18 protein-coding genes are annotated in these 22,480 nt (G+C 70.9%); 8 read left to right on the top strand and 10 right to left on the bottom strand.

Annotated features, from left to right (window positions below):
* The first annotated feature begins 12 nt into the window (after positions 1 to 12).
* From OHA89_RS26300 to OHA89_RS26280, 5 genes are all read left to right on the top strand, one after another.
* Entirely contained in the window at positions 13 to 1,395 is a 1,383-nt protein-coding gene (locus tag OHA89_RS26300; RefSeq protein WP_266610086.1) for a triacylglycerol lipase, read from the top strand.
* Positions 1,388 to 6,373 (top strand): caspase family protein, encoded by a 4,986-nt coding sequence (locus OHA89_RS26295; RefSeq protein WP_406367269.1) that lies wholly within the window; start codon positions 1,388 to 1,390, stop codon positions 6,371 to 6,373. The genes OHA89_RS26300 and OHA89_RS26295 overlap by 8 nt, the downstream gene beginning before the upstream one ends.
* A gap of 122 nt (positions 6,374 to 6,495) precedes the next feature.
* A complete protein-coding gene (locus tag OHA89_RS26290) occupies positions 6,496 to 7,119 on the top strand; it encodes a GntR family transcriptional regulator (RefSeq protein WP_215140754.1) in 624 nt (207 codons plus the stop codon).
* Between the two features lie 222 nt (positions 7,120 to 7,341).
* Positions 7,342 to 10,026 (top strand): pyruvate dehydrogenase (acetyl-transferring), homodimeric type, encoded by a 2,685-nt coding sequence (aceE, locus tag OHA89_RS26285; RefSeq protein WP_266610082.1) that lies wholly within the window; start codon positions 7,342 to 7,344, stop codon positions 10,024 to 10,026.
* A gap of 112 nt (positions 10,027 to 10,138) precedes the next feature.
* Positions 10,139 to 10,657 carry a DUF4240 domain-containing protein gene (locus OHA89_RS26280; protein WP_215140631.1) on the top strand — a complete coding sequence of 173 codons (519 nt, stop codon included), beginning with the start codon at positions 10,139 to 10,141 and terminating at the stop codon, positions 10,655 to 10,657.
* A gap of 9 nt (positions 10,658 to 10,666) precedes the next feature.
* Here the strand turns inward: OHA89_RS26280 and OHA89_RS26275 are convergent, their stop codons facing one another.
* On the bottom strand, positions 10,667 to 11,437 hold the full coding sequence (locus OHA89_RS26275; protein WP_266610081.1) for an SDR family NAD(P)-dependent oxidoreductase: 771 nt from the start codon (positions 11,435 to 11,437) through the stop codon (positions 10,667 to 10,669).
* 87 nt (positions 11,438 to 11,524) lie between these two features.
* Between OHA89_RS26275 and OHA89_RS26270 the strand changes: the two genes are divergently transcribed.
* A complete protein-coding gene (locus tag OHA89_RS26270; RefSeq protein WP_215140633.1) occupies positions 11,525 to 12,178 on the top strand; it encodes a TetR/AcrR family transcriptional regulator in 654 nt (217 codons plus the stop codon).
* Between the two features lie 79 nt (positions 12,179 to 12,257).
* On the opposite strand, the gene OHA89_RS26265 is transcribed toward OHA89_RS26270, so the two are convergent.
* A complete protein-coding gene (locus OHA89_RS26265; RefSeq protein WP_406367267.1) occupies positions 12,258 to 12,743 on the bottom strand; it encodes a hypothetical protein in 486 nt (161 codons plus the stop codon).
* A 142-nt stretch (positions 12,744 to 12,885) separates the two neighbouring features.
* A complete protein-coding gene (glnA, locus tag OHA89_RS26260; protein ID WP_257556638.1) occupies positions 12,886 to 14,295 on the bottom strand; it encodes a type I glutamate--ammonia ligase in 1,410 nt (469 codons plus the stop codon).
* Positions 14,296 to 14,480: 185 nt separating this feature from the next.
* Between glnA and OHA89_RS26255 the strand changes: the two genes are divergently transcribed.
* A complete protein-coding gene (locus OHA89_RS26255) occupies positions 14,481 to 14,948 on the top strand; it encodes an RDD family protein (protein WP_406367264.1) in 468 nt (155 codons plus the stop codon).
* 84 nt (positions 14,949 to 15,032) lie between these two features.
* Here OHA89_RS26255 and OHA89_RS26250 read toward each other — a convergent pair whose 3' ends face one another.
* The 5 genes from OHA89_RS26250 to OHA89_RS26230 form a co-directional block, all read right to left on the bottom strand.
* The gene (locus OHA89_RS26250) at positions 15,033 to 15,731 is read right to left on the bottom strand and encodes a DUF4191 domain-containing protein (protein ID WP_215140637.1); all 699 of its coding nucleotides are present in this window, start codon (positions 15,729 to 15,731) and stop codon (positions 15,033 to 15,035) included.
* A 10-nt stretch (positions 15,732 to 15,741) separates the two neighbouring features.
* Positions 15,742 to 15,939, bottom strand: a complete 198-nt coding sequence (locus OHA89_RS26245; protein WP_136215599.1) for a hypothetical protein — start codon at positions 15,937 to 15,939, stop codon at positions 15,742 to 15,744.
* Between the two features lie 312 nt (positions 15,940 to 16,251).
* A complete protein-coding gene (gene lipA / locus OHA89_RS26240; RefSeq protein WP_266610077.1) occupies positions 16,252 to 17,205 on the bottom strand; it encodes a lipoyl synthase in 954 nt (317 codons plus the stop codon).
* A gap of 110 nt (positions 17,206 to 17,315) precedes the next feature.
* Entirely contained in the window at positions 17,316 to 18,113 is a 798-nt protein-coding gene (gene lipB / locus OHA89_RS26235; protein ID WP_257556636.1) for a lipoyl(octanoyl) transferase LipB, read from the bottom strand.
* A 43-nt stretch (positions 18,114 to 18,156) separates the two neighbouring features.
* Positions 18,157 to 18,453, bottom strand: a complete 297-nt coding sequence (locus OHA89_RS26230; RefSeq protein WP_257556635.1) for a hypothetical protein — start codon at positions 18,451 to 18,453, stop codon at positions 18,157 to 18,159.
* A gap of 172 nt (positions 18,454 to 18,625) precedes the next feature.
* On the opposite strand from OHA89_RS26230, the gene OHA89_RS26225 reads away from it, so the two are divergent.
* Positions 18,626 to 20,065 carry a regulator gene (locus OHA89_RS26225; protein ID WP_266610075.1) on the top strand — a complete coding sequence of 480 codons (1,440 nt, stop codon included), beginning with the start codon at positions 18,626 to 18,628 and terminating at the stop codon, positions 20,063 to 20,065.
* Positions 20,066 to 20,115: 50 nt separating this feature from the next.
* Here OHA89_RS26225 and OHA89_RS26220 read toward each other — a convergent pair whose 3' ends face one another.
* Positions 20,116 to 21,387, bottom strand: a complete 1,272-nt coding sequence (locus OHA89_RS26220) for an NAD(P)/FAD-dependent oxidoreductase (protein WP_257556633.1) — start codon at positions 21,385 to 21,387, stop codon at positions 20,116 to 20,118.
* Positions 21,388 to 21,585: 198 nt separating this feature from the next.
* Positions 21,586 to 22,473, bottom strand: a complete 888-nt coding sequence (locus OHA89_RS26215) for a TIGR01777 family oxidoreductase (protein WP_257556632.1) — start codon at positions 22,471 to 22,473, stop codon at positions 21,586 to 21,588.
* Positions 22,474 to 22,480: the final 7 nt, after the last annotated feature.

The raw sequence follows: 22,480 nt of genomic DNA, 5'->3' as shown, positions 1-22,480 counted from the left end.
TCACGTGCACGAGTGAACGATCTTGTGGTGGTACTGCCGGGCATCATGGGGAGCCGGCTGGCCGATGCCGACGGCAAGCCGGTCTGGGACCTGTCGGGCGGCGCCCTGTGGCGTGGCCTGCACACCTTCGGCGGCTCGGTGAAGCGCCTGTGCCTCCCGAAGGACATCGGAAACGACCATCCCGGCGACGGGGTGGTCCCCGTCGGGGTCATGCCCGACGTGCACGCGATTCCCGGCATCTGGCAACCGGTCGACGGCTATACGGACCTCCTGGGCTGGCTGGAGCGGTCCTTCAGCCTGTCCCTCGGGGGCAACCTCGTTCCCTTCCCGTACGACTGGCGCCTGTCGTGCCGCTACAACGCGGAGCGGCTGAAGAAGGTCGTCGCCCGCGAGCTGGAACGATGGCGGACCTCCGCCCCCGAGCGCGGCGACGCCAGGGTGATCTTCATCTGCCACTCCATGGGCGGGCTGGTGGCCCGCCACTACGTGGAACTCCTCGGGGGTCACGAGGTCACCCGCCGCCTGATCACCCTGGGCACCCCGCACCGCGGCTCCCTGGACGCCCTCGGCCATCTGGTCAACGGCTTGCGCAAGGGCTGGGGACCCTTGGGCGTCGATCTCAGCGCGTTCGCGCGCAGCCTGCCGTCGCTGCACCAGCTGGCTCCCGACTACGCGTGCGTGGCGGGCCCGGGAGGCCTCGCGTACGCCCGTGACCTGCCGGGCCTGCCCGGTGTCGACCCGGAGCTGCTGGCGGACGCGGCCCGCTTCCACGCGGACCTGCGCCGGTCCGCCGACCGCCCTGACCCCACCCACCTGCACGCCATCACGGGCATCCGCCAGCCGACCCTGACGACGGCGGAGATCACCGACGGCGGGCTGACCCCGCTGTGGCTCATCGGCGGCGTCGACGAACGCGGCGACGGCACGGTCCCCCGCCTCGCCGCGCGCCCCACGAACGCCGACAACACCGGTTACGCGGTCGACGAGGCCCACACCCCCTGCGAGCAGCACGGCTCCCTCCAGAACAACCGGGGCGTACGGGACGCCCTGAGCGGCCTCCTGGGCCACGAGCGCCCCTTCCACCGCGGCGAGGACGACGACGTCCCGCTGAGCGTGCTCGCTCCCCCGCTGCTGGAGCCCGGCGACCCCTACGAGGTCGCGGTGACGGTCCCGCCGGAGATCCCGGACCACGACGCGCTCCACCTCACGGCAGAGCTCCGCGCGGCCGATGGCGCACAGCAGCTCGAGCGGACGCTGCGACCCCTCGGCGAGGGCCGGTACATCGCGGCCTTTCCGGCGCCGGACCCCGGGGCGTACCGGCTGGCGGTACGGGTGACCGCACATGCGGAGACGACGGTGACGGCGCTGACCCTGGTGGGAGGAACCGGTGAGTGAGCGCGCCGACGAGATCTCGGGGACGGCTCTCGGGATCGTGGTCGAAAACTATCGGAACTCGAAGAAGTTCCGTGCCCTGACCGGCGCGATCTCCCAGATGCGGGAGCTGTGCGCACTCCTGGAGGAGCGCGGCTACACGCCGACCGTGCTGCCGGACCCAGGGCAGCCGGACATCAAGGCCGCGGTGAAGGACTGGGCAACGGGCCGGACCGCGGCACAGGGCCGCGGCCCCGCTGTCATCCTCTGGTCCGGCCACGGCGTGCTCGACTCCTGGGGGCTGCGCCTGGTCCTGCACGACACCGATGACGCCCAGTACGGAGATGAGACATATTCGGCCAACCTCCTGACGGAGGCGGCCGTGCGCAGCGGGGCGGACCAGATGCTGCTGCTCATCGACACCTGTCATGCGGGCGCGGGGGTCATGGAGTCCCTGGACACGGCGTTCGGCAAGCTGTCCGCGAAGAACCTGCCCCGGGGCCGATCCAGCTGGCTCGGGGTGCTCGCGAGCAGCCGTCCTCAGGAGAAGGCCGAGGCCGCGGGCGTCCTGCTGGAAACCCTCACCCGGGTGCTGCGCGAGGGCCCGGGCAGCGAGGACTACCGCCACGAGTGGAGCAGCCGGAACGGGCAGGTCAGCGGTGCCACGGTCATCCACACCGTGCTCGCCCAGTGGCCCGAGGAGGTCGGCCACAAGCCGGTTCCGGCCATGTTCGGCGAGCCCCGGCTGATGTTCGACAACCCGCTGCGGAAGACCGCCTCGGAGCCGGAGCTGGTCGAGCACCTGGTGCAGGCGAGCCGTGGAGCGCCCGTGGACGACGGGGGCTGGTTCTTCAGCGGCCGCCGCAACGTGCTCGGGCAGATCACCGAGTGGCTGGACGCACGACAGCCGGGCCTGTTCCTGGTGACGGGCAGCGCGGGATGCGGCAAGTCGGCCGTCCTCGGCCGCATCGCGACCCTGTCCGACCCCGTCCACCGGGCGGACATCCTGGAGCACGGGGCCCTCGCTCCCGAGGATCCGGATCCGGGCGAGGACTCGGTGGACGCCTCCCTGCACCTGCGGGGCTACACGGTGCAGCAGCTGGCCGAGGCCATCGCCCGCGAACTGGACCTTCCCGTCCCGCAGACTCCCGCCGCGCTGATCGCCGAGGTGGAGAAGAAGTGGCCCGCGGCCTGCCGGGACCGCCTCCCGGCCCTGGTCCTGGACGGCCTGGACGAGGCGGCCCCCGACCAGGCCTACCCGATCGTCGAACAGCTCCTGGCCCCCCTGAGCCGCCTGGTCTGCGTGCTGCTCGGCTCCCGGGACCGCCCCTTCCGCCCGCAGGAGGAACTCCAGGAGCCGCTGGACGAGGCGGTGAGCCGACTGCTGGACGTCCGGGCCCGGGCGTTCGACCTGGACGACGAGACCGACACCGAGAAAGACATCCGGACGTACTGCCTGCGCCGGTTGGAGGCGCGCGAGCTGCCGCCCGGGGACGCGGCGACGGCGGCCGGTCTCATCGCGGACCGCGCGTCCGCCCACACCGGCGGCTTCCTCTTCGCCAGGATGGCGACCGACGCCGTGATCAGGCGGTTCGCCGCTTCAGGTAGCGAGGGCTGGAATTGGGAGGAGGCCATCCCGTCCTCGATCAGCGCCGCGTTCACCGAGGACCTGGCGGAAGGGCTGCAGCGGGAACGGGACGGCGAACGGCTTCCGCACGCGGCACAGGACCTGCTGACCGCCCTGGCCTGGAGCGCGGGCAAGGGCATGCCGGCGCGGGGGGTCTGGGAGGCGGCGGCTTCGGCCCTCGCCTCCGGTGGGGCCACGTACGGCCCCGAGGACGTGGACTGGCTGCTGAACACGTACGGCCGCTACGTCGTGGAGGACACCGACGGTGTGCAGGCGGTGTACCGCCTCTACCACCGCGAGTTCATCGGCCACCTGCGGAACACCCCGGAGGAATCCGGCCCGGCGTACCGCGTGGCGCGGGCGCTCGTGGACCTCCTGCGAGAGCAGACCGCCGACGCCACGATGATCGAGGCGGCGAACCCCTACCTGCGCGGGGCGCTCGCGGCACACACAGCCATGGCGGGCGGGCGCGGCATCGCACTGGTGCGTGAACTCGTCGCCCTCCGGGAGAACCTGTTCCGCCCTGATCTCGCAGCGGCGTTGGTCATCAAGTCGCTTTCCCTGTCCCAGGCCGGGCGGCGCATGGATGCGCTCGCACCAGCGCGGGAAGCCGCCGACCTGTATCGGGACCTCGCCGACAACGACCCGGCCGTGTACCTTCCCGACCTCGCCATGTCCCTCAACAACCTCGCTGCCGCTCAAGTCGAGGCCGGAGACCGACAGGGTGCACTGGCCACCACCACCGAAGCCACCTCCCTCCGCAGAGACCTTGCCGAGCGCAATCCGGCCGCCTACCTCCCCAGCCTCGCCGGCGCCCTCAACAACCTCGCCACCGCCCAAGGCGCGACCGGAGACCGACAGGGCGCACTGGCCACCATCACAGAAGCCGCTGACCTGTACCGGGACCTCGCCGAAAGCAACCCGGCCGCCTACCTCCCCGACCTCGCCATGTCCCTCAACAACCTCTCCAACTTCCAAGGCGACACCGGAGACCGACGGGGCGCACTGGCCACCATCACCGAAGCCGCCGACCTGTACCGGGACCTCGCCGACAACAACCCGGCCGCCTACCTCCCCAACCTCGCCAGCGCCCTCAACAACCTCGCCACCACCCAGAGCGATACCGGAGACAGCCGGGGCGCACTGGCCACCATCACAGAAGCCGCCGACCTGTACCGGGACCTCGCCGACAACAACCCGGCCGCCTACCTCCCCAACCTCGCCGGCTCCCTCAACAACCTCGCCAACTTGCAAGGCAGTACAGGAGACCGACGGGGCGCACTGGCCACCATCACAGAAGCCGCCGACCTGTACCGGGACCTCGCCGAAAGCAACCCGGCCGCCTACCTCCCCGACCTCGCCATGTCCCTCAACAACCTCTCCAACTTCCAAGGCGACACCGGGGACCTGCAAGCCTCACTGGCCACCATCACCCAGGCCGCCGACCTGTACCGGGACCTCGCCGAAAGCAACCCGGCCGCCTACCTCCCCGACCTCGCCATGTCCCTCAACAACCTCGCCACCGCTCAAGGCGCGGCCGGAGACCTGCAGGGCGCACTGGCCACCATCACCGAAGCCACCACCCTCCGCAGGGACCTCGCCAGCACCAACCTGGCCGCCTACCTCCCCAACCTCGCCGGCGCCCTCAACAACCTCGCCAAGTTCCAGAGCGCGACCGGGGACCTGCAGGGCGCACTGGCCACCATCACCGAGGCCACCGGCCTGTACCGGGACCTCGCCGACGACAACCCGGCCGCCTACCTCCCCAACCTCGCCAGCGCCCTCAACAACCTCACCGCCACCCAAGGCGCGCTCGGAGACAGCCACGGCGCGCTGGCCGCCAGCACCGAAGCCACCACCCTCTACCGGGACCTCGCCAGCACCAACCCGGCCGCCTACCTCCCCAACCTCGCCGGCGCCCTCAACAACCTCTCCACCGCCCAAGGCGCGACCGGAGACCTGCAGGGCGCACTGGCCACCATCACCGAAGCCACCACCCTCTACCGGGACCTCGCCAGCACCAACCCGGCCGCCTACCTCCCCAACCTCGCCGGCGCCCTCAACAACCTCGCCACCGCCCAAGGCGCGACCGGAGACCTGCAGGGCGCACTGGCCACCATCACCGAAGCCACCACCCTCTACCGGGACCTCGCCAGCACCAACCCGGCCGCCTACCTCCCCAACCTCGCGATGTCCCTCAACAACCTCGCCAACTTCCAAGGCGCGACCGGAGACCTGCAGGGCGCACTGGCCACCATCACCGAAGCCACCACCCTCTACAGGGACCTCGCCAGCACCGACCCGGGCGCCTACCTCCCCAACCTCGCCAGCGCCCTCAACAACCTCACGCACGTTGCCACGGTGCAGGACTCACTCGCGGCCTACGCCAACGCTGAGCGTGCCCTGGTAGCGCATGCGGAGGCGGCACGCTACCTGGCCCTACGGCGCGCGGCGTTCGAGGTCGCCCAAGCGGACGACGGCATCGGTTTCCGCACCCTCATCCTCCTCGCGCACGGTGCGGACACGACGGCTTTTCACGCGCGGCATCTCCTGCGCACCCTCAGCCAGGCCGACCCCGCGAACGCCTCGCAGGTCAGCGCCCTCTGGCACGACATGACCGGAGCCGAACCCCCGCTCTGGCTGGCGATACCGGAAGCCGCGATGGAGCTTGCCGTCGACTGGATCAATTGCCTGACCTGGGCCGACTCCCGGGCCTTCTGGGAGGAGCACGCCGAAGATCTCTGCTCAGCCGAGGTCGCGGCAGCATTGGAGGAGCTTGCTCTGTTCACCCAGACCGCCGAGGAACATCTGCGGATCGCGGGCGAGGCAGCGACAGCCGGCCCGGACATTGCCTTCCGCCCCTACCTCACCGCCGAACTCCTCCACACGTGGACCGGCCTCTCGACCTGGGAGGAATCGCAGGCCTACCTCACCCGTCACGCGGCGGCGCTCCTGCATGACCACGCCCTCGAACGGCTCGGCTCCCGCCTCGATACGGCCGATTCGGCCGTGCATCACGCCTTGATCACCCTCGCCCGCGCGGACGGAGTCCCCGCCGCCTACCGGCACATCGAGGATCGCCCCTCCCTCCACGACCGGCTCCAGCAGCTCTTGAACGCCCCCGAGGCCGATCCCGACCTCCTGCATGCCATCGCCCTCCTGGAGCTCTTCACCCACCAGGAGCACTTCACCGGCACGGCCCACCTCGCCCTCGCCGGCATCCTGGCGGGGGACCCGCCCGCGCCCACGGTCTGGCCCCCCGCCGAACCCGCCGACCGGGACCGGGTCATCTCCGAGGTCGCCGTGCTCATCGGGCGGCACCCCACGCACGCCGCAGCCCTGAGCGCCCTCATCCAGAGCCTCCTGGCCGCGTAACCGGCCCTTGTAACCAGCCTCACCCGGAGTCCCTGACCGGGAACGCTTCGCGCCGGGCTACTGCGCCGTATTGTCTACGCATCAGAGCTCTGCATGCCCCCACAGGAGATGAAGCCCGGATGATCACCCCACCCGTCGTGCACTCGCTGCGCGAGCAGATCCGCGAGCACATCGTGGAGGGGATCGTCAGCGGGCGCTGGAAGCCCGGCGAGCGGATCGTCGAGCGCCGGATCGCCGTGGAGCTGGAGGTCAGCCAGACGCCCGTACGCGAGGCCCTGCGCGAGCTGGAGACGCTGCGGCTGATCGAGTCGGCGCCGAACAAGGGCGTGCGCGTACGGAACCTGTCCGCGGCGGACCTGGAGGAGATCTACCCGGTCCGGGCCGGTCTGGAGCAGATCGCGGCCGAGCTGGCCGCGCCCCGGCTGGCGGCGGACTGCTCGGCGCTGGAGCCGCACGTCGCCGCCCTGTGGGAGGCCGACCGCAGCGAGGACGGCACGGCGCAGGTGCGGCACACGGTGGGCTTCCACCGGGAGATGGTGCGGGCGGCCGGGAACAGCGTGCTGCTGCACACCTGGGAGAGCCTGGGCATCGAGGTGTTCACGGCCCTGTCCATCCGCTGGCTGGGAACGGTCCAGAAGTCCTACGCGGAGGAGCACGAGGCCCTCGTCGAGGCGTTCCGCAGCCAGGACCCGGAGATCGGTCTGCTCGTGAAGCGGCACGTTCTGGGGTGCGCCCCGAGGGCGTGAGCCCGCCCGTATTGCCCCCATTCGACCGGCACCGGGTGCCTTATCTCCTGGCACGCGGTGCCGACTTTCGTCAGATGGACGTTTCTTTGTCACTTTCATTTGATCGATCATCGATCAGCGATTTACAGTCATCGGCGGGCCTCAACCAGGTCCAACGACCCTGTCCTGCCCGTCAGGGATTTTTTCACCACCTCTCCTTTGTCCGGAAGGCGGCGCACACCGATGTCCGACCCCGTAGGAAAGCTTCCGAGCGAGCTCGACCAGCTCCCGGACCGCGACACCGAGGAGACCGCCGAATGGGCGGCCTCCCTCGACGCCGTCGCCCAGGCCGCCGGTACGCGCCGCGCCGAATACCTGCTCCGCCGCACCCTCCAGCACGCCGAGGCCGCCGGCCTCGCCCTGCCGAAGCTGCTGGAGACGGACTACGTCAACACCATCCCCACCGCCGCGGAGCCCGAGTTCCCGGGTGACGAGGCGATGGAAGCCAGGATCACCGCCTGGAACCGCTGGAACGCGGCCGCCATGGTGACCCGCGGCTCCAAGTACGGCGTCGGCGGCCACATCGCCACCTTCGCCTCCGCCGCGTGGCTGTACGAGACCGGCTTCCAGCACTTCTTCCGCGGGAAGGAGGCCGACGGATCGGGCGACCAGCTCTACATCCAGGGCCACGCCTCCCCCGGCATCTACGCCCGCGCCTTCCTCGACGGCCGGATCTCCGAGCAGCAGCTCGACAACTTCCGCCAGGAGTCCGGCGGCAACGGCCTGCCGTCCTACCCGCACCCGCGGCGCCTGCCGTGGCTGTGGGAGTTCCCGACGGTTTCCATGGGCCTCGGCCCGCTCTCCGCGATCTACCAGGCGCGCTTCAACCGCTACCTGCAGAACCGGAGCATCAAGGACACCGCCAACTCGCACGTCTGGGCCTTCCTGGGCGACGGCGAGATGGACGAGCCCGAGTCGACCGCCGCCCTGGCCCTCGCCTCCCGCGAGCAGCTCGACAACCTGACCTTCGTCATCAACTGCAACCTGCAGCGCCTCGACGGTCCGGTCCGCGCCAACTTCCGCGTGGTCCAGGAGCTGGAGGCCCAGTTCCGCGGCGCCGGCTGGAACGTCATCAAGTCGCTGTGGGGCTCCGCCTGGGACGAGCTGTTCCAGCTCGACACCACGGGCGCCCTGGTACGCCGCCTGCGCGAGGTACCCGACGCGCAGTTCCAGACGTACGCGACCCGCGACGTGGCCTACATCCGCCAGCACTTCTTCGGCGCCAACGCCGAGCTCGTGCAGCTGGCCGGCGTGCTCTCCGACACGAAGATCGCCGAGTGCTTCCACAGCTCCCGCGGCGGCCACGAGCCCCGCAAGGTCTACGCCGCGTACAAGGCCGCCCTGGAGCACAAGGGCGCTCCGACGGTCATCCTCGCGCAGACCGTCAAGGGCTACACGCTGGGTGCCGGGTTCGAGTCGAAGAACGCGAACCACCAGATGAAGAAGCTGACGATCGACGAGTTCAAGGACATGCGTGACCTCCTTGGCCTCCCGATCCCGGACAGCGCCTTCGCCGACGGCCAGGTCCCGTACGGCCACCCGGGCGCGAACAGCCCCGAGGTGCAGTACCTGAACGAGCGCCGCGCGGCCCTCGGCGGTCCGGCCCCGGCCCGCAAGGTCAAGCACGTGGCCCTGCCCGCCCCCGCGGACCGTTCCTTCGCCCCGCTGCTCAAGGGCTCCGGCAAGCAGGAGATGGCCACCACCATGGCCTTCGTCCGGCTCGTCAAGGACCTGATGCGGGACAAGGAGACCGGCAAGCGCTGGGTGCCGATCGTCCCCGACGAGGCCCGTACCTTCGGTATGGAGTCCCTCTTCCCGTCGGCCGGCATCTACTCGCCGCTGGGCCAGACGTACGAGCCGGTCGACCGCGACCAGCTCATGTACTACAAGGAAGCCAAGGACGGCCAGATCCTCAACGAGGGGATCACCGAGGCCGGCGCCATGGCCGATTTCATCGCCGCCTGCACGTCGTACGCGACGCACGGCGAGCCGATGATCCCCTTCTACATCTTCTACTCGATGTTCGGCTGGCAGCGCACCGCCGACCAGATGTGGCAGCTCGCCGACCAGCTCGGCAAGGGCTTCATCGTCGGCGCCACCGCCGGCCGCACCACGCTGACCGGTGAGGGCCTGCAGCACGCGGACGGCCACTCGCACCTGATCGCGTCCACGAACCCGGCGTCGCTCAACTACGACCCGGCCTTCGCGTACGAGATCGCGGTGATCGTCAAGGACGGTCTGCGCCGGATGTACGGCGAGCAGCCGGAAGACGTCTTCTACTACCTCACGGTCTACAACGAGCCGAAGGTGCAGCCCGCGATGCCCGAGGGCGTCGAGGAAGGCATCCTCAAGGGCCTCTACCGCTTCAACACGGCGGCGGACCTGGCGGAGGCGGCCCCGGCCGCGGACGCCCCGAAGGTCCAGCTGATGGCCTCCGGCACCGCGATCCACTGGGTGCTGGAAGCACAGAAGCTGCTCGCCGCCGAGTGGAACGTGGCCGCCGACGTCTGGTCCGCCACCTCCTGGGGCGAGCTGCGCCGCGAGGCGCTGGAGTGCGACGAGGCGCTGCTGCGCGGCGAGGTCCGCACCCCGTACGTCACCCGCGCGCTGGAGGGTGTCACGAGCCCGGTCCTGGCCGTGTCCGACTGGATGCGTCAGGTCCCGGACCAGATCAGCCAGTGGGTGGAGCAGGACTGGACCTCGCTGGGCACGGACGGCTTCGGTCTGTCCGACACCCGTGAGGGCGCCCGCCGCCACTTCGGTGTCGACGCGCAGTCGATCGTGGTGGCCGCACTGGCCCAGCTCGCCCGTCGCGGCGAGGTACCGGCGTCCTCCGTCAAGGAGGCCCGGGAGCGCTACGGCCTCTGAGCCGAGTGACCGACCGTGAAAGGCCGGTGTCCGCCCCGAAGGGGTCGGACACCGGCCTTTCGCCGTACGCGCGGTGGCGGCGCGGGGGCGAACCCGTGATGCTGGAGCGGTGATGGACGAGACGGAGTTCTGGGAGATCGTCGACCGTACCCGCGAGGCCGCCGACGGCGACCCCGAGGAACACGCCGAGCTGCTCGTGGAGCGGCTGGCCCAGCTCGACCCGGACTCCGTCCTGGACTTCGCCCGGCACTTCGAGTCGCGGTACAACCGGGCGTACACCTGGGACCTGTGGGGCGCGGCCTGGGTACTGCTCGACGGGGCGAGCGACGACGCCTTCGACTACTTCCGCTGCTGGCTGATCGGCCAGGGCCGGGAGGTCTTCGAGGGCGGGGTGCACGATCCCGACCAGCTCGCGGAGCTCCTGGGCGAGTTCGACGAGGAGATCGACGGTGACGGCGAGGAGCTGGGGTACGCGGCCGACGAGGCGTACGAGCAGCTGACCGGCTCGGTGGCGCCGGACCTGGGCGTCCCGCTGCAGCCGGCAGAGCCGGAGGGCGCCGCGCTGGACTTCGAGAACGAAGCCGTGCTCGCGGAGCGCTTCCCCCGGCTCTGGGACCGCTTCAGGGGCTGAGGCCGCCGCTCAGCAGTGGGTACCGCCGTCGATACGGATCTCCGTGCCGGTGATGAACGCGCCGTCCTCGGAGCCCAGCATGGCGACGACGCCGGCCACGGTCTGCGGGCCGGCGAAGCCCTGGCCGATGGCCGGGGCGAGCTTGGCGAAGAGCGACCAGTCGGTGTCCTCGGGCAGGCCGGGGCCGTTGCCGGTGGTCATGCCGCTCTCGATGGAGCCGGGCGCGACGGCCACGAAGCGCAGGCCCTGCTTGCTGTACTCGGCCGCCAGCGCGTGGGTCATGGACTGGATGCCGCCCTTGCTGGCCGCGTAGGCGGACATGTAGGGGTGGGCGAAGGACGCCGAGGTGGAGCTGAAGTTCACGACGACCGGCTGGTCGCCCGCCAGCAGCGCCGGGAGCGCTTCGCGGATCATCAGGAAGGTGCCGGTCAGGTTGACCCCGATGACCTGGTTCCAGAGGTCGAGCGTGGTCTGGTGGGTGTGCGCGGAGCGCAGGATGCCGGCGGCGTTGACCAGTACGTCGATCCCGCCGAGGGCGTCGACCGCGGCGGCCACGCCCTCCTTGACCGCGTTCTCGTCGGATATGTCCAGGACGGCGGTGGTGAGGCGGTCCGCCGTACCGTCCGAGGCGGCCCGCTCGGCGGTGGCCTTGAGACCGGCCTCGCTGACGTCGGCCGTGTGGACTCGGCCGCCCTCGGCGAGGATGCGGTGGACGGTGGCCTGGCCAATGCCGGAGCCGCCGCCGGTGATGAGGACGCGACGTCCTTCGTAACGGTTCATGGGGTGAGCGTACCGAAGCGGTGACACGTTTTGCCAGGGTGACAAAGAGTGCAATCAGGCTTGCTTCCGAGGGGTACGCTTCACTGCGTGAGATCCCCTCGTCCGTACTCTCCCCAGGCCGGCCCCGGAGCCCAGTCGCTGACCGAGCGCCGCAAGGCCGCCACCCAGCTCGACATCGCCCGCGCGGCCTGCGAACTCTTCGCCGAGCACGGCCCCGACGGCACGACCGCCGAGGACATCGCCCACCGCGCGGGCGTGGCGCTGCGTACGTTCTACCGCTACTTCCGCAACAAGCAGGAGGCGGTGGCCCCGCTGCTCGCGGGCGGCGGCGACGCCTGGCGCGCCCTGCTCGCCGAAGAGGACCCCGGCACGCCGCTCGCCGAGGCCCTGGAACGCGCGGTCACGCGGTCGCTGAGCGACCTCCAGGCGATAGAGGAAGGCCTGGAGGTGACCCGCGGCCTGCTGCGCGCGGCGGCGACCGACCAGGCTCTGCGGGCGGTCTGGTACCGCGTCAACCAGGACTCCGAGGAGCGCCTGGTCCCGGTGGTCGCGCGGCTGGCGGGCCCGGCTGCCGACCCCCTCGATGTCCGCCTGCTCGCCGCGGCGGCGACGGACGCGATCCGGATCTCCCTGGAGCTGTGGTCGACCACGGACGACCCCGTCTCGGGCCCCGGCTCCCCCGCCGAACTCGCGGTCCGCTGCCTGCGCGACCTCACAGGCGCGATGCCCCTGTTCCGCTGAGCTCAGCGGAACAGGGGCATCGGATCGGCCCGGTGGCCCTGGGTGCCTTGACCTGCTTCAGCCTGTGTCCTGACCTGCGTCAGCGGCCGCCACCCCAGTCGCCGTTGCCGCCGCCGCCACCTCCGCCCCAGTCGCCGTTGCCGCCGCCACCGCCGTTGCCCCAGTCACCGTTGCCGTTGCCACCACGGCCGTTGCCCCAGTCGCCGTCACCGCCGCGACCGTTGCCCCAGTCGTCGTTACCCCAGTTACCGTTGCCGCCACGGCCGGAGTCGTTCCAGTTCCAGTCACGCCAGTTCGAGTCGTTCCAGTTGCCCCAGTCGTAACGGTCGTAGCGGCCGTTGCCTCCGTTGCCGCCGACTCCGCCGTCGTCCCAGCACCAGCTCGGGCGGTCCCGCCAGTCGCGGTTGCAGCATTCGTCCCAGCGCCAGTCGTTCCAACGCCCGTCCGAGCACCTCCACGAACCGCCACCACCGGTGGAACTGGCGGAAGCTATGCCGACCGGCATCAGGCCGATCGCGACTCCTGCGGCGCCCGCCATGGCTGCCGCGACGATCCTACGGCGCATCTTCATGCACCTCCGAACATATATCCCTTATCGGGCCTTTAGGGTCATTTCCACCCTCGCCCGGGCTCGGCGGGCTGTCAAAGCAGAAAGGCCCCCCGCCGCACTCCGTGGAGTGCGGCGGGGGGCCTCCCATCAGGCATTTTTAGAGGTCGAAGTAGAGCTCGAACTCGTGCGGGTGCGGACGCAGCTGGATCGGGGCGATCTCGTGCGTGCGCTTGTAGTCGATCCAGGTCTCGATCAGGTCGGGGGTGAAGACACCGCCGGCCAGGAGGTACTCGTGGTCGGCCTCCAGGGCCTTGAGGACGTCCTCGAGGCTGGTCGGGACCTGCGGGACGCTCGCGTGCTCGTCGGGCGAGAGCTCGTAGAGGTCCTTGTCGATCGGCTCCATCGGCTCGATCTTGTTCTTGATGCCGTCGAGGCCCGCGAGGAGCAGCGCCGAGAAGGCGAGGTACGGGTTCGAGGACGGGTCCGGAGCGCGGAACTCGACGCGCTTGGCCTTCGGGTTCGAGCCCGTGATCGGGATGCGCATGGCGGCGGAGCGGTTGCGCTGCGAGTACACCATGTTGACCGGCGCCTCGAAGCCCGGCACCAGGCGGTGGTAGGAGTTCACCGTCGGGTTGGTGAACGCCAGCAGCGACGGGGCGTGCTTGAGGATGCCGCCGATGTAGTAGCGCGCGGTGTCCGACAGGCCCGCGTAGCCGGCCTCGTCGTAGAACAGCGGGTCGCCGTTCGCCCACAGCGACTGGTGCACGTGCATGCCCGAGCCGTTGTCACCGAAGATCGGCTTCGGCATGAAGGTCGCGGTCTTGCCGTTGCGCCAGGCGACGTTCTTCACGACGTACTTGAAGAGCATCAGGTCGTCGGCCGCGGCCAGCAGCGTGTTGAACTTGTAGTTGATCTCGGCCTGGCCACCGGTGCCGACCTCGTGGTGCTGGCGCTCGACCTGGAGGCCCTGGGCGTCCAGCTCGAGGGAGATCTCGGCGCGCAGGTCGGCGAAGTGGTCGACCGGGGCTACGGGGAAGTAACCACCCTTGTAGCGGACCTTGTAGCCGCGGTTGTTCTCCTCGGAACCGGTGTTCCAGGCGCCGGCCTCGGAGTCGATGTGGTAGAAGCCCTCGTTCGCGGAGGTCGCGAAGCGCACGCTGTCGAACACGTAGAACTCGGCCTCGGGGCCGAAGAACGCGGTGTCGGCGATGCCGGTCGAGGCGAGGTACGCCTCGGCCTTCTTCGCGATGTTGCGCGGGTCGCGGCTGTAGGCCTCACCCGTGATCGGGTCGTGGATGAAGAAGTTGATGTTGAGCGTCTTGTCCTTGCGGAACGGGTCCAGGCGCGCGGTGGTGATGTCGGCACGCAGCGCCATGTCGGACTCGTGGATCGCCTGGAAGCCACGGATGGAGGATCCGTCGAAGGCGAGCTCCTCCGCCGGGTCGAACGCCCGCGCCGGAATGGTGAAGTGCTGCATCACACCAGGCAGGTCGCAGAAGCGGACGTCGACGAACTTGACGTCGTTCTCCTCGATGTACTGCTTCACTTCGTCGGCGTTCTGGAACATCCAACTCCTCCTACTCCCGGTCCCGGGGGAGGGACGGGCTTTATAGCTCGTGGTGCGTCAGTGCGGTGCCGCACGCTGACCCGACCATAAGCAGACGGGATTTCTCAAGCATGACCCATTTGTTTCGCACAAGTTAACCAGGGTCCCGTCCGAAGGCCGCGAGGCCGCACCGGTACCGTGTTCGGGTGGACAACAGGCAAGCAATCGGATCGTGGCTCTCCGGCCCTCGCGCGGCCGCGGAGGAGATGGGCGTCGACTTCGGCCATCCGGGTCAGCGGCTCGGCCTGCCGCAGCAGGGGCCCGGCTCCGCGGCGCGGTTCGGCCGCCGGCTCGGGGCCGTCCTCCTCGACTGGGTCGGCTGCCAGGTGATTGCGTACGGGCTCATCACGGGCGGCAACCTGGGCGCTACGGGGAACTGGACGCTCGGCCTCTTCGTCGCCCTGAGCATCCTGACGGTCGGCACCGTGGGCTTCACCCCCGGCAAGCGGATCGTGGGACTCCGGGTGATCGCGGAGGGCGGCGGCCGCCTCGGCATCGGCCGGGTGGTGCTGCGCACGGCGCTGCTGGCCCTGGTCATCCCGGCGCTGATCTGGGACCGGGACGGCCGCGGCCTGCACGACCGGCTGGCGCGCGCCGTGCAGGTCCGCATCTGAGAAGACCTACGACACAGGGGCGCCCCCCGAACCGGCCGGTTCGGGGGGCGCCCCTGTGTCGTATACGAAAATCAGCTCAGCGGGTCAGCGCATCTTTCCGCCGCGCGGCATCCGCATGCCCTTGGGCATCGGGCCCTTCGGCAGCGGCATGTTGCTCATGAGATCACCCATGGCACGCAGCTTGTCGTTGACCTCGGTGATCTGCGGGCCGGCCAGCACGCGCGGCAGCTTGAGCAGGGTGGTGCGCACCTTCTTGAGCGGCACCTCGCCCTCGCCCGTGCCCACGATGAAGGTGTGCACCGGCACGTCCGGCATGATCCGGGCCAGCTTCTTCTTCTCGTTCGCGAGCAGCGGCTTCACCCGGTTCGGGTTGCCCTCCGCGATCAGCACGACGCCGGCCTTGCCGACGGCCCGGTGGACGATGTCCTGCTGCCGGGTCATCGCGACGGCGGGGGTGGTCGTCCAGCCCCGGCCCACGTTGTCCAGTACGGCCGCGGCCGCTCCCGGCTGTCCCTCCATCTGCCCGAAGGCAGCCCGCTCGGCCCGTCGTCCGAAGACGATCGCCATTGCGAGGAACGCCACCAGGAAGCCCAGGATGCCCAGGTAGACCGGGTGGCCGATCAGGAAGCCGATCGCAAGAAAGACACCGAAGGTGACGATTCCCACGCCCGCGACGATCAGACCGACCTTCGGGTCGGCCTTGCGCGTCATCTTGTACGTCAGGGCGATCTGCTTCAGTCGCCCGGGGTTCGCAGCAGTCTCTGCGTTTGACTTCCTCGCCATAAAGCGAAGTTTACGTGGCCTGCGGGGTCCGGGTCGCCGCGGCCTCAAGTACGTGTTCGGTTTCGACCCGATCCTTGGCCCTGCGGCGGTCCTCCAGCACCGCCGTCCAGGCGTTGCGCCGGGCGCCGCTCATGAGCAGCGACTCGATGCCGCGGAAGGCGTCGGAGAAGGTCGGGATGGCGATGGCGCGTACGGGCGCGGCCTGCATGATGTCGATCCCTTTCACGGTGCTCACGTCTGCATGGCGTGCGGGGGTGTGTGCGGTGCGTGGATCCATCGTCACTGATTGGTGTTACCAGCGCATGACCAGCTGGTCAAACGTTTTCGAAACATTGACGCGGCCCACCGGGCTCTTCCTGTGAAAGAGCCTAGGGGCCGCGCCGATGCGGTGTTACTGCCTAGTAAGGTTTTGTGCGCGAGTTCACACGGCCGACGCGCGCTTCTCGCTCCACTGGTCGAGCTCCGCCTCGCTACCGCTCCGGCCGCGTGCCCGCCCTCGTACCTCGGGCAGACCCGCAACCTACGCTTCAGCTCGGCTGCGCTTCTCCATCGCCTGGGTGTAGAGACGCCCGGCCCTGTACGACGACCGGACCAGCGGGCCGGACATCACGCCGGAGAAGCCGATCTCCTCGGCCTCCTTCGCCAGCTCCACGAACTCGGCCGGCTTCACCCAGCGCTCCACGGGGTGGTGCCGCGGCGAGGGCCGCAGGTACTGGGTGATGGTGATGAGCTCGCAGCCGGCCTCGTGCAGGTCCTTCAGGGCCTGCGAGACCTCCTCGCGCTCCTCGCCCATGCCGAGGATCAGGTTCGACTTGGTGACCAGGCCGTAGGCGCGCGCCTTGGTGATCACCTCGAGCGAGCGCTCGTAGCGGAAGCCGGGGCGGATCCGCTTGAAGATCCGCGGCACCGTCTCGACGTTGTGCGCGAAGACCTCGGGGCGGGAGGCGAAGACCTCCTCCAGCAGCTCCGGGACCGCGTTGAAGTCGGGGGCCAGCAGCTCGACCTTGGTGTGCCCGGCCTCGCGGCCGGCCGTCTGCTGGTGGATCTGGCGCACGGTCTCCGCGTACAGCCAGGCGCCGCCGTCCGCCAGGTCGTCGCGCGCGACGCCGGTGATGGTGGCGTAGTTCAGGTCCATGGTGACCACGGACTCGCCGACACGGCGCGGCTCGTCCCGGTCCAGGGCCTCGGGCTTGCCGGTGTCGATCTGGCAGAAGTCACAGCGCCGGGTGCACTGGTCGCCACCGATGAGGAAGGTGGCCTCGCGGTCCTCCCAGCACTCGTAGATGTTCGGACAACCGGCTTCCTGGCACACCGTGTGCAGTCCTTCGCCCTTCACCAGGGCCTGCATCTTGGTGTACTCGGGACCCATCTTCGCCCGGGTCTTGATCCACTCGGGCTTGCGCTCGATGGGGGTCTGGGCGTTACGGACCTCCAGGCGCAGCATCTTGCGTCCGTCGGGTGCGACTGCGGACACGACCGGCTCCCTGTGACTTCGATTGTTCGGGCGCCCACCAGGGTACGCCCGTAATTTCGTACGCTCTTACGTCGGCCAACCTGCGAGAGGCCGGACCCATTCCCAGGCGGCTAGCTCGCGGCCGGCTCTGTTTCGCGGGGCTTCAGCTCCGCGTGCTCCAGTACGTCCTTCAGGTGGCGCTCGATGACCGGCAGCACCTCGGCGATGGTGATCTCGCGACCCAGTTCGTACGAGAGCGAGGTCACACCCGCGTCGCGGATGCCGCAGGGGACGATCCGGTCGAACCAGGTGTTGTCGGGGTTCACGTTGATCGCGAAGCCGTGCATCGTGACGCCCTTGGCGACGCGGATGCCGATGGCGGCGAGCTTGCGGTCCTCGCGGCGCTGGCCGGCGTTGGACGGGGCGTACTCGGGGCCGTTCAGACGGGCGTCGAACTCGTCGTCGCCGATCCGGGGGTCGAAGTCGAGGGAGAGCCCGCCGATCTTGGGGCGCTCCTCGATGGGGTCGCCCAGGACCCAGACGCCGCTGCGGCCCTCGACGCGGGTGGTCTCCAGGCCGAACTCGGCGGCGGTGCGGATCAGAGCCTCCTCCAGGCGGCGGACGTGGGCGACCACGTCCACCGGGCGGGGCAGCTTCATGATCGGGTAGCCGACCAGCTGGCCCGGGCCGTGCCAGGTGATCTTGCCGCCGCGGTCCACGTCGACTACGGGCGTGCCGTCGAGGGGGCGCTCGCTGGGGTCGGTGCGCCGGCCGGCCGTGTACACCGGCAGGTGCTCCAGCAGCAGGCAGGTGTCCTCGATCTCGTCCGCGAAGCGGGCGGTGTGCACCCGGCGCTGCTCTTCCCAGGCCCGGGTGTACTCGACGGATTCCGGTCCGAAGCCCAGATGGACAAACCCAAGCTCAGCCACCGCAGCGCCTCCTCGTTGAACCTGCTGTGTGCACGTATCGCACTCAGCAAGGGTACGGCGGCCCTTCCGGAGGCTCCGGAGGGGGCCACGGCAGCTGCTTGGGCCGGCGCCGGCCCTTCGGCGGCCGGTCCGGGTCCTCGTCCGCCGTCGGCAGCCGCCGGTGGCCCTCCGAGTGGTCGTTGACCCAGCCGCACACCCCGCACGCGTACCGGCCGTCGAGCCCCGCGATGTAGGTACCGCACCTGCGGCACTCCGCCTCGGTCAGCTCGGGCGGAGACAGCGGAGCGGTGGATTCGGAACGCTCCTGGGGAAGGCGCGCACGGTGGGGCCGGCGGGTCATGGGCGCAGCGTACGCGGACGGAAGGGGTCAGTCCGTAAAGGGTCCTACCGATTCTGCACACGATCGGATGAATGTGGGGCAGAGAGGGCGGTGTGGACGAGGTTCGCCGCTACATTCACGCCGTTCACAGGGCCGGGACTCCGGTCCGTCACGTACGGAAACCGTGGAGCCGATGACGGAACGACCTGCCCAGCGCGTCCCCAACCGGCAGCTCGCGGCGCTGATCGCGGAAGCCGGGTTCTCCAACGCCGGGCTAGCCCGCCGCGTCGATCAGCTCGGCCTGGAACACGGTCTCGATCTGCGGTACGACAAAACCTCCGTGACCCGATGGCTGCGCGGGCAGCAGCCGCGCGGGACCACCCCCGCGCTGATCGCCGAGGTCTTCACCCGGCGGCTCGGGCGGCGGCTCTCCGCGCAGGATCTGGGCCTGGACGCCTGCGCGCCCGTCTACGCGGGCCTGGAGTTCGCGGCGACCCCGGAGGAGGCCGTGGACATCGCCAGCGGCCTGTGGCGCAAGGACTCCGGATCCCACGCCGAGCTCCGGAAGATCGCCTTCACCCCGGCCGGGCTGGTCGTGCCCAGCCGGGACTGGCTGATCGGGCGGGCCGATGAACGGGTGGGGCGGGGCGCGGACCCGGTGGCGGCCCGGGTTCCGGTGCAGGGGCGATCCTCGGTGCCCCGGCAGCGGCAGATCGACCGGGGGCCCGGGCAACGGGTGACGGGCGGGGACATCGCGGCGCTGCGCTCGGTGAGCGAGCTCTTCCGCGCCCTGGACCACGCCTACGGCGGCGGGCACGCCCGGCAGGCCCTGGTCCGGTACCTGGAGCACGAGGCCGAGCCGATGCTCCGGGGGACCTACGGGGAGACCACCGGGCGACGGCTGTTCTCGGCCGCCGCCGACCTGACCCGGCTCGCGGGCTGGACCTCGTACGACATCGCCGCGCACGGTCTCGCCCAGCGGTACTTCGTGCAGGCGCTGCGGCTCGCCCAGGCCGCCGGGGACCGGCCGTACGGCTCGTACGTGCTGGTCACCATGAGCCGGCAGGCGGTCTACCTGGGCCACGGCCGGGAGGCGGTGCAGCTGGCCCGCGTCGCCCAGCAGGGCGTCGGCTCGGGTCCCCCGCCGGTGGTGCAGGCGCTGCTGCACTCGGCGGAGGCGCGGGGGCACGCGGTCCTCGGCGAGGTGCGGGCGTCGACGGCCTCGCTGGTGCGGGCCGAGCGGGCGCTGGGCGCGGCCCGGCCCGGGGACGACGTGCCGCACTGGGCGCGGTACTTCGACGAGGCGCAGCTGGCGGACGAGTTCGGGCACTGCCACCGGGACCTCCAGCAGTACCGGGCCTCGGCGCAGCACGCGGAGCGGTCGCTCCAGTTGCGGGCGCCGGCGTACGCGCGGTCCCGGCTGTTCTGCCGGGTGGTGCTGGCCACGGCCCGGCTGGGGCTGGGCGAGCTGGACCAGGCCTGCGCGCTGGGAGCGGAGGCGGCGCAGCAGGCGATGGAGATGCGGTCGGTGCGGGCGGTGGAGTACGTACGGGACTTCGAGCGGCGGCTGGAGCCGTACCGGGACGCCTCGGCCGTGCGGACGTACCGGGACCGGGTGGCGGCCTTGTCGTGAACCCGGGGCCCGGCTCCCCGCAGGGTGCCGGGCCCCTCACTTGGTGGTTCTCAGGCCGCCACCGGGAGTGCGGGCTCCCGGGCGGCCGGGAGCGGGATGCCGAAGTCGCGCAGGACGGCGGTGGTGGCGCGGCGGGCCGAGTGCAGCGCGCCCTGGACGGTGTTGGTGTCGCGGTGGTCCCCGCACACGTACAGCCCGGCCAGGACGCGCACCGGGCGCCGTACGTCGTAGGGCGGGGGCATGGCGGGGACGGCCTCCGGGGTGTGGTGGACGGCCAGGAGCTGCCAGTCGCGGGTGGCGGTGTCGTAGAGCCGGGCGAGCCGTGAGGCGACCGTACGCGGGGGTGGCGGCGGGCCGAGCACGGTGGTGGTGACCAGGCTCCGCCCGGCCGGGGCCCGTGTCGGGTCGACCGCGCTCATCACGGTGGTGTGGGAGACGGGCCACTTGGGGTCGCCGTCCAGGAGCAGCGAGCCGTCCCAGGGCAGGGGTGCGGCGGTGGCGTGGTGCAGGACGGTGACCTCGTGGAAGGCGGGCACGCGCAGGCCGGGCAGGAGTTCGGCGGCGGCGCGGGCCCCGGTGGCCAGGAGGACGGAGCGGCAGCTGAAGTCGCCGTGCTCCTCGGTGGTGACCAGGTTGGTCGCCACCGACCGGACCCGGACCCCGGTGCGGACGGTGCCGGGCGGCAGGCCGGCGGCGAGCCGGTCGGGCAGGGCAGCGGCTCCCCCCTCGGGCACGGCGAGGCGGCCGCGGGCGAAGGTGCGCAGGGCCAGGTCGGCGACCCGGCTGGAGGTGGTGAGTGCCGGATCGCGGAGCAGGGTCGAGAGCAGCGGCCGGAGCACGCCGGCCGCGGTGCGCGGTGGCAGGCCGCGGGAGCGCAGGGCGGCCAGTGCGGTGCGTTCGGGCCGGGCGAGCAGGCGTTCCTCGGGCAGGGCGGCGAGCCGGCCGAGCGCGGCGCTGAGCCGGGCCTGGTCGAGGGAGCCGCTGGCCAGGGCGCGGGCCGGGGTGAGGGCTCCGGCCCGGAGCTGTTTGCCGTCGGTGTGGACCAGGACCCCGGGCGCGAAGTTGCGCAGGGGCAGGCCTGCCAGACCCGGAGTGCTTTCGAGTTCCGGGTACGAGGTGTTGAGCAACTGGCCGATCCGGTCCAGCCGGAACCCGTCGGCCGACACGGTGGCCATCCGGCCGCCGGGGTCGCCCGACGCCTCCAGGACGGTGACCGTTACCCCCGCTGCGATCAGGTGGTGCGCGGCCGCGAGTCCTGAGACTCCGGCTCCTACGATGACGACGTCCGCATGGTGTGCGGAATGGTGTGAGCTGCTGAGCACGTGCCCCTCCCCGAGGTCGGCGCGGCTGTGTCTCGACCTCCTTCCCCCAACCGACTCCAGGGGAACCCGAGTTGACCGGGGTATTGCGGGATTGTGGTCAACTCCGGTCGCACAGTGGTCGCATCCGGGTCACAACCGGTCGCACGCTGGTCGCACAGCCGCGCCGGACAGCCGCGCCGCGCGGCCGGACAGGTACTGCTACATGGCGGCGCGGATGGCGTCCTCGATGCCGGGGTGGCGGAAGACGAAGCCGGACTCCAGCAGCCGGGCGGGCCGGGCCCGCTGGCTGCCGAGCACGTCCTCGGCGAACTCCCCCAGCACGATGCGCAGGGCCAGGGCGGGTACGGGCAGCAGCGCGGGCCGGTGCAGCACCCGGCCCATGGCGGCGGTGACCTGGCGGTTGGTCAGCGGCTCGGGGGCCGTGAGGTTGACGGGGCCTTCGATGCCGGGGGTGTCGATGATGTGCCGCAGGGCCGCGATCTCGTCGTGGAGGGAGATGTACGACCAGTACTGCCGCCCGTTGCCGAGCCGGCCGCCCACTCCCGCCCTGAAGATGGGGAACAGCTTCCCCCAGGCCCCGCCCTCACGGGCGACGACCAGGCCGGTACGGGCGAAGGCGGTACGGATCCCGGCCGCGCGTGCGGGTTCCGCGGCCGCCTCCCACTCCACGCAGACGGAGGGCAGGAAGCCGTGCCCGGCCGGGGCGTCCTCGTCGACGGCCCGGTCGCCTGTGTCCCCGTAATAGCCGACCGCGGAACCGCTGACGAACACAGCGGGCGGCTCGCCGAGCGCGGCGAGGGCCCGGGCGAGGGCGGCCGTGCCGAGCACCCGGCTGTCCCGGATCTCCTTCTTGTACGCGGAGGTCCAGCGGTGCTCCCCCACCCCGGCCCCGGCCAGGTGCACGACGGCCGCGCACCCGGCCAGCCCGGCGGGATCGACGTACCCCCCTGCGGGATCCCACCGCGCCTCGTCGCCTGAGGCGGGCGGGCGGCGCACGAACCGCACCACCTCGTGCCCGTCCGCCCGGAGGGACCGCACGAGGGCGCTGCCGATGAGACCGGTGGAACCGGTGACCGCGATACGCATGCCTCCA

The sequence above is a fragment of the Streptomyces sp. NBC_01546 genome, assembly GCF_045208355.1.
Lineage (GTDB): Bacteria > Actinomycetota > Actinomycetes > Streptomycetales > Streptomycetaceae > Streptomyces.
The sequence above is the reverse complement of the archived record's forward strand: the minus strand, read 5'-3'. Positions and strand labels throughout refer to the sequence as shown.